A 6,851-nucleotide genomic window follows, 5' to 3' on the forward strand; every position below is an offset into this window, starting at 1 on the left:
TTATGACAAGAGAAGAATTTATTGCCAGAATGAAGAATCTTAAAACAGAGGATGAATGGTTGGCGTTCGAAGATGAATGTAATGAAGTGTTGACAGAAGCGGAAAAAGATGAAATTGGTGCTACAGCTATGCCAATGATAGAATTGTGCGGTTTTATAAAACATAGGCGGAAGAATGGCATTCTTAGCACAGTACATAATGATATTATGTTTCAGGAGACATTCGTAAATGCAATTGCAGAAATATGTGATGACAAAGATTTTATTGCAAGTGCATTAGCGATAATGAAAACGGACAAGCAGAGACTGAATGTACTTAGTTATCTAAGAAAGAATAAAAATGTGACACGTAGCGAATTGCAAGAAACGATGAAAAATATAAGTGCTGGAATGGAGTATGTATAGATTATTAGAAGAACGTGCTGCTGAATATGACGGCAAGCTGATTTTACAGCTGTTCCTCTGTTGATTGTCAAGTAAAATTGTACCCGGTCAATTTTAAGTGTAAATCAATACAGATATAAGGAGGCCATATTTTAGTGTCACACCTGTATTGCCAATTTAAACCAGTAGACAACATTTTGGTGTCTATAATATGCTCTAGCTGAAATTAATGTATTTGCAGAAAGGATATATTTTTATACAACATGAGCGACATAAGAGAAATATTGGATTCATTGAGTAAGCAGGATTTGATTGAACTTTTGATTGAGTACAGCGATAATGGATATTTTCCGTTAGATTTATTTCTTTTGAAGGCGGATTATCGGTTCTCGGCAGAAGACTTGGAAGAATATTGGAATGATATTTATGATAAGGCACTGGAATATGACAGAAATAAAGATGATAGAGCGTCTGATCTACTTAGAGATTGCGCAGAGATGTGCTTTGAACAGGCTAAAAAGCTTGAGGATGACGAAAGTAAAAAGAGTATCTGCGATATGCTCATAGATTGTCTTACTGCCGCATCGGAGAGTGATGGCATCGGAATGTACCACGACTCAGAGTGGCTGTACATTGAAATACGCGATGAGATAAGCGATTTTGTTGAAGAAAACTTTTGAGTAGTAATATAAATAAGCATTGGAATGGAGCAGTTTAAAGAAATGCCGGACAACATAGATGTTTTTACCCAAAACAGCATAAGAATCCGAAGCGACCTCGGCATGATCTATGTGGATCCTTTTCACATGAAGGAGGAGCCGCATGATGCGGATTATGTTTTGATAACGCATTCGCATTACGAGCATTTTTCGATTGAGGATATCAGGAAGGTGATCAAAGCGGAGACGATTCTTGTTGTTCCTGAGAAGATGGAGGATGACGCCGGAGAGCTTAAGCCTGATGTAAAAGATATTGTGACGGTTAAGCCCGGCATTTACAAGGAGATAAACGGTCTTGAGATGGAGACTGTTCCTGCTTACAACACGATAAAGCCGTTTCATCCAAAGCGCGCCGAGTGGGTTGGCTATATCCTTAGGGTTAACGGAAAGCGCATTTACATCGCGGGAGATACGGGAGCTACGAAGGAGGCAAGGCAGGTGAAGTGTGATATAGCTCTTTTGCCCATTGGAGGAACATTTACGATGGATGCCAAAAGAGCTGCGGATCTTGCAAATACAATAAGGCCGGAATACGCCATCCCCGTCCACTACGGCGGACTTGTCGGGAAAAAGAGCGACGCTCAGACTTTTGCTTCGCTTGTAAAGAGCCCTGTGAAGGTTGTTGAGAAGATGCAGTATTTTGATTGAGATAGGAGATTTTAGTTATGACTATGGATGAATTTCTTAAATTGGAATATGGATCTGTTGTTATAAGTAAAAGTAATCCTGAAGAGGAATATGAGATTATTGATACAGATGTGTTCGGAGAAAGTTACAGAGGACGAGAATACTGTGTATTAGGCGCTAGAGGAAAAATAACACATAGAGATATTCGGATAGATAGAGGTAATCTTAAATATTGGGATATTGCAAACTACAATATGTAAAAAGAGTTCTCAATGATAAAGAAAATCATTTTACATATTGAGTCACTAATAAAAAAGAACATCTTTAGATTATATTCTAATTGCATAGGAGGGTTCTTATGAAGTGTAAATCATGTGGTTCTAATTTGGGTTTTGGTGTAGCTTTTTGTCCTAAGTGCGGAGCTAAGGTTGAAGAATCAGCAAAGCCGGGAATAAAGATCAATGCTGATCAGATTAAAGAATTCTCATCCAATATATCTAAGAAAGGCAGTGAGGCTCTTAAGAAATCTAGTGCGGTTATTTCAGAGAAAGCAGTGGAAGTCAAAGATAAGGCTATGGAAGCTAAGGAAGATATTACCAATAAGCTGACAGAGCTTGATAGGATGCTTGAAAGCTCCATTACCGAATATAACGATTCCTACACTCTTATGAATGATAAAGGTATGCAATTATATGTTGAGAGATGCAGAGCTATTGATTCAATCAATAACGTTGAACTCCTTGTCAACAGCATTGCTAATCATCCCAAGAGTTTTGATACAGATTTTGAAGAGATTAATGTCAATAGAAAGCAGTTCACAGATGCATGTGAGTTTGCAAAGAAAGAAGTAGATGCCGCTAGGATGGCAGCAGGCGGTGCGGGAGCCGGACTTGCTGCCGGCGCCAGTGTTGCTTTTATGGCCCCGACAGCGGCTATGTGGATTGCAACTACTTTTGGAGTGTCTTCGACAGGAACTGCAATATCAACTTTGACCGGAGCTGCTGCAACAAAAGCTGCTTTGGCATGGCTTGGTGGAGGTGCGTTGACTGCAGGCGGAACAGGCATAGCCGGAGGGCAGGCTCTTTTGGCTTTGGCAGGACCTGTTGGCTGGACTATAGCAGGAGCAACGCTTCTTACTTCTATACTTCTTTTTTCCAAAAATAGAGCAAAACTAAATAAAGAGAAAAATGAGGAGATTGAGGCTGTTAAGCGCAATATTGAGGCTATAAAAGAGATGGATGGCAAGATCTCTGAGATACTGACACGTACAAATGATGTGAGAACGGGATTGAATTCAAACTTCCAAGATTGCCTTTCGTTGTTCAGCGGAGATTATACGACGTTCAGCGATGATGATAAGAATAAGCTGGGGGCTATGGTTAATCTTACAAAGACATTATCGGCATTGTATTGTAAGCAAATTGTCGCAGAGGGTGAGAGTCATGATTGAAGAATTATTGAAGGATATTACATTAGATTATCTGAAGGATACAGAAATCGGTGCGAATATCCAAAAGGCTATGAATGGAATCGCAAAGGCACAAGAGACTGTTTTGGCATATATGAATGATGATAGTCCTGAGCAGTTGAAACGCATAAGAATCGGTACCATTGCAACATTTGCTATTCTTGGCAAAATAGCTTCAGGGAAAAATATTAAGGAGTTCGATAAACAAGATTGGATTGATATTGCGAGTAAGATCTCAGATCTTGCGATTCTTCCTGCCGGTCAGCAATATAGTGTCGAGGTCTTTGAGGCTTATGCTGATTACGTTGATATTTCTGTGAAATTGCTTGATAAAAACGGGATTTCAAAAGAGAAGTGTGAAGCCATAAGCCGGATAGCTAAAGAGGTTAGGAAGCTGTCTAAGGATGTAAGCAAAGGAATTATATCCGAAGTGGATTACACCGAGAAGTGTCTGTGGCTGTTGTTGGAAGCAATGATAAAGCTTATTACATCGTATAGTGCGATTCTTCTTGGAGAAGATCTGGCACAGTTTAATCAGAGTGTGGCTATGCTTGCCTTTGAATATGGCCGATATTCACTGTACAAGCGTGAGTCAGAAATTCTGAATCAGTATATTGAATATCAAGCCACAGTTGATGCTGAGCTTGAAGCTAAGCTTGATAAATATAGGGATGAGATTCAAGAAAGAAGCAAAGTTTTTGATGAGTTACTTGCAAATGCATTTAGCCTGGATATATCCGAGCGGCTTAAGGCGTCAGCAGAGATTGCAAGAAACGTTGGTGTTGATGAAACAGAGATTTTGGATTCAGTTGAGAAGATAGATGATTTTTTTGGTTGAGGTATGGACAAAGAAACGGACAAGGTAGTAAGTGATGGAAGTAACATACAAGAATGAAATACTTAAATACATCGATGATTTTCATGGAGAGCCTGTTCTTTGGATAACGGATCCATCTCAAAGAAATATGGAGCATATGACTTTTGTGGGTGGATATCCAAATGAATATGCCATATATTTAAGGGATTTAAGTCAAGATGAGCGCGAAGATATATATAGGCAACTAAAACATTGATAGTGGAGTAGTGCTGAATTATCAGCGCGGAGCTTATAAGTGTGATTTTATCGGAAGATGATTTTGGTGATAGATGAAACTTATATCGCAATCCGCCACTTACTGTTATGTGTCTCAAAATATAACCGTACCTTCCGCTTGTAATCAAGTACGACAACAACACATTCAAAAACAAATGTGGAGTAAGAAACATAGAGCCCGTCCGGAGTAGTATAAGGCCCCGGATGGGTAATTGTTCTATAACCTTTTATCGTATAATTTTCATATTGGCCATCTTCGTTCATCAGTCGGAAGCGGAGGGGAATTACTTCGCCGTTCGACTTGTGCTGGCAGATGACGTCTACAGATTCCTAATGTTGATGATTGGGGTGGGGATTTATTTGGTGGACTTTTGAGACTTGTATATCGATTAGTTATACGTTAGAATACAATTAAGAAGGAGGTGAGCTTTATGGCAAAAACAGCAAATGTATTGGCAAGAGTTGAACCTGATGTAAAAGAAGAGGCGGAGAGTATTCTTAATGAGCTTGGCGTGCCGGCTTCTGTTGTTATAAATATGCTTTATAAACAGATCATAATGACAAAAGGAATTCCGTTTTCACTTACACTTCATAAGGCGCCTGTTGCATTGGATGAAATGACAAAAGAAGGATTTGATGCAATGATGGGAAAAGGACTTGAGCAGGCTAAAGCTAATGAGGGCAGAAGTGCGGAAGATGTGCTTGCAGATGTAAGAAGCAGCATTAAGGAGTGGACTAGGTGAATAATTATTGCATTATAGTGACGCCGCAAGCAGAAGAACAAATTCGTGATATTGCATATTATATTGCAGTGGATCTCCAAGAGCCAGGTGCTGCGGAAGTGTTTGTTGATGAACTTCAGGAGGCATTTCAAACAATAAGCAGTAATCCTGAGAGGCAGTTTTTGGTAGAGGATGAACCATGGCACAGTGAAGGTATTAGAAAAATCAAAGTGCGGAATTATATGGTTTATTTTTGGATAGATATAGAAAATGCATCGGTAAAGATAATCGGTGTGTGCTATTCAAAAAGAGATTTAAAGAGATTTCTTAAAGGATTGAGTTTGGAATAAGATTATATAGAGCAATTAAAATATTGTGTTTTTAGGAAGAGGTGAAAAAGCCACAAAGCAAGTAATCGCCTCTTTCTTTTTAATATGAAGACGGCGATATATTGATTTACACTTAAAATTGACCCGGGGAGGGGGGAGGGTCAATTTTACTTGACAATCAACACCGTGGTTTTGATTTTTGGAGCAGTTATTTCAAGAGAGAAGCTGCTTTTTGATGATTGCAGAAAGACCAAACAAGTAGATAAATACAATAGGTAATGGTATTATTAAATAGAAGATTGTTAGAAGAGGAAATGCTATGAGCTATCAGAGAAGATTGATAAATTATACAATTGCATGTGTTAATGAGTTTGCTGAAGCTTTTAATTTGAATGTTAAAGAAGCATATAGATATCTTCGAGATTTCAAGGGAATAGAGTTCCTGAAGGATTTCTATGAGGAAGAGCATCTTTTATCATTTGATAATGTGGTTGAAGATTTACAAGCTCTTTGCCGGAGAAATGGAGGAACTATATGATTCTTTTTTGGATTCCTCTAGTCTTAGAATCAAAAATTTTGGTGAAGAAACAACGGAAGATTGGGCTCGTTTTGTAATGAATAATAGGAATAGAGGCTTTGAGAATTATTCAGATCCATTGTGCAATTTCGATTCTAAGTATGATATCGTAATTGGACCTGTTGCGGATGATAATATGGCAATGCTGTTTAGACAATATGAAGAAGAAGTTATAGATTTTGATACGCTTCTTAAAGGCATGATATATAAAAAAACATCTTCACAGTATTCATTCCATACACCTGCAGCTATTTCATTATTGAGGAAAATTAGTTATGAATGAGAAAAAGCAACTAATAGAGTATGCTATTCAGGATATTGTTGAAATGATCTCGAAAGATCAGAACGTAGAATATGACGAGGCTATGAACTTCTTTTATGAATCAGAGGTTTTTGATAAGCTTCAAGATGTAGAAACAGGGCTTTATCGTGAAAGCTCTGCTTATATTTATGATTTATATAAAGATGAGTTGAACTTCGGGCATATCGTTCAAGCTGAAATATAATAATCGCCTATTACATAGAGCAGTTATCTCAAATGAGGTAGCTGCTTTTATATGTCCCTCTCTAAATCTTTCATAAACTTCTCTGCAGCTTCTCTAAAGTAAGCGCAAAATATTTCGACGGATATAAAACCATCTGTTAATCCTTCATAATGAATCTGAACTATAAACTACATTTTGGTGTCACTTAAGTGGTCTATGTATTAAGACTAATAGACAACACTTTGGTGTCACATCCCGGAGGTTTATTATGTCAGATTCAAGCAAAGAACAACGTAGAACACTTGATGAGTGGTACAAACTCGTCACTCAATGCCGCCAGAGCGGTCTTAGTGATGAACAGTGGTGCTTATGTAACGGCATCAAAAAGTATTCTTTATACAGTGCGATCAAGCGACTTCGCCAAAAGGCTTATGCTGTCCCCAAGCCG

The 6,851-nt window shown here is 38.3% G+C and carries 14 protein-coding genes; 13 read left to right on the forward strand and 1 reads right to left on the reverse strand.

Features of this window, described 5'->3' with window-relative positions; genetic code table 11:
• Positions 1-2 precede the first annotated feature (2 nt).
• The 7 genes from G628_RS0109940 to G628_RS0109970 all read left to right on the forward strand — a co-directional run bounded on the left by G628_RS0109940 (position 3) and on the right by G628_RS0109970 (position 4,270).
• Complete coding sequence (locus G628_RS0109940) at positions 3-404, forward strand: hypothetical protein (protein ID WP_027209053.1); 402 nt, start codon at positions 3-5, stop codon at positions 402-404.
• Between the two features lie 242 nt (positions 405-646).
• Positions 647-1,063, forward strand: coding sequence for a hypothetical protein (locus G628_RS0109945; RefSeq protein WP_027209054.1), 417 nt, complete (start codon positions 647-649; stop codon positions 1,061-1,063).
• A 24-nt stretch (positions 1,064-1,087) separates the two neighbouring features.
• Positions 1,088-1,750, forward strand: a complete 663-nt coding sequence (locus G628_RS0109950) for an MBL fold metallo-hydrolase (protein WP_242827207.1) — start codon at positions 1,088-1,090, stop codon at positions 1,748-1,750.
• A gap of 17 nt (positions 1,751-1,767) precedes the next feature.
• On the forward strand, positions 1,768-1,989 hold the full coding sequence (locus G628_RS0109955; protein WP_027209056.1) for a hypothetical protein: 222 nt from the start codon (positions 1,768-1,770) through the stop codon (positions 1,987-1,989).
• Between the two features lie 98 nt (positions 1,990-2,087).
• Positions 2,088-3,179 carry a zinc ribbon domain-containing protein gene (locus G628_RS0109960; protein WP_051199134.1) on the forward strand — a complete coding sequence of 364 codons (1,092 nt, stop codon included), beginning with the start codon at positions 2,088-2,090 and terminating at the stop codon, positions 3,177-3,179.
• A complete protein-coding gene (locus tag G628_RS0109965) occupies positions 3,172-4,035 on the forward strand; it encodes a hypothetical protein (protein WP_027209058.1) in 864 nt (287 codons plus the stop codon). The genes G628_RS0109960 and G628_RS0109965 overlap by 8 nt, the downstream gene beginning before the upstream one ends.
• A 34-nt stretch (positions 4,036-4,069) precedes the next feature.
• Positions 4,070-4,270 (forward strand): hypothetical protein, encoded by a 201-nt coding sequence (locus G628_RS0109970; protein WP_027209059.1) that lies wholly within the window; start codon positions 4,070-4,072, stop codon positions 4,268-4,270.
• A gap of 80 nt (positions 4,271-4,350) precedes the next feature.
• Here the strand turns inward: G628_RS0109970 and G628_RS18950 are convergent, their stop codons facing one another.
• Complete coding sequence (locus G628_RS18950) at positions 4,351-4,554, reverse strand: hypothetical protein (protein WP_242827208.1); 204 nt, start codon at positions 4,552-4,554, stop codon at positions 4,351-4,353.
• Between the two features lie 167 nt (positions 4,555-4,721).
• Between G628_RS18950 and G628_RS0109975 the strand changes: the two genes are divergently transcribed.
• The 6 genes from G628_RS0109975 to tnpA all read left to right on the forward strand — a co-directional run.
• On the forward strand, positions 4,722-5,033 hold the full coding sequence (locus tag G628_RS0109975) for a type II toxin-antitoxin system RelB/DinJ family antitoxin (protein WP_026668453.1): 312 nt from the start codon (positions 4,722-4,724) through the stop codon (positions 5,031-5,033).
• Positions 5,030-5,362, forward strand: a complete 333-nt coding sequence (locus G628_RS0109980; RefSeq protein WP_026668454.1) for a type II toxin-antitoxin system RelE/ParE family toxin — start codon at positions 5,030-5,032, stop codon at positions 5,360-5,362. The genes G628_RS0109975 and G628_RS0109980 overlap by 4 nt, the downstream gene beginning before the upstream one ends.
• A gap of 298 nt (positions 5,363-5,660) precedes the next feature.
• Positions 5,661-5,879, forward strand: a complete 219-nt coding sequence (locus G628_RS0109990) for a DUF3791 domain-containing protein (protein ID WP_026668455.1) — start codon at positions 5,661-5,663, stop codon at positions 5,877-5,879.
• Positions 5,863-6,201, forward strand: coding sequence for a DUF3990 domain-containing protein (locus G628_RS17055; RefSeq protein WP_034500790.1), 339 nt, complete (start codon positions 5,863-5,865; stop codon positions 6,199-6,201). The genes G628_RS0109990 and G628_RS17055 overlap by 17 nt, the downstream gene beginning before the upstream one ends.
• Positions 6,194-6,424, forward strand: a complete 231-nt coding sequence (locus G628_RS0110000; protein WP_026490285.1) for a hypothetical protein — start codon at positions 6,194-6,196, stop codon at positions 6,422-6,424. Before G628_RS17055 ends, G628_RS0110000 begins: the two co-directional genes overlap by 8 nt.
• Before the next feature lie 247 nt (positions 6,425-6,671).
• Positions 6,672-6,851 (forward strand): IS66 family insertion sequence element accessory protein TnpA (gene tnpA / locus G628_RS18535; RefSeq protein WP_420354241.1); only part of this gene is annotated, 180 nt, incomplete at its 3' end.

Source organism: Butyrivibrio hungatei NK4A153 (assembly GCF_000424465.1).
GTDB classification, from domain to species: domain Bacteria; phylum Bacillota; class Clostridia; order Lachnospirales; family Lachnospiraceae; genus Butyrivibrio; species Butyrivibrio hungatei_A.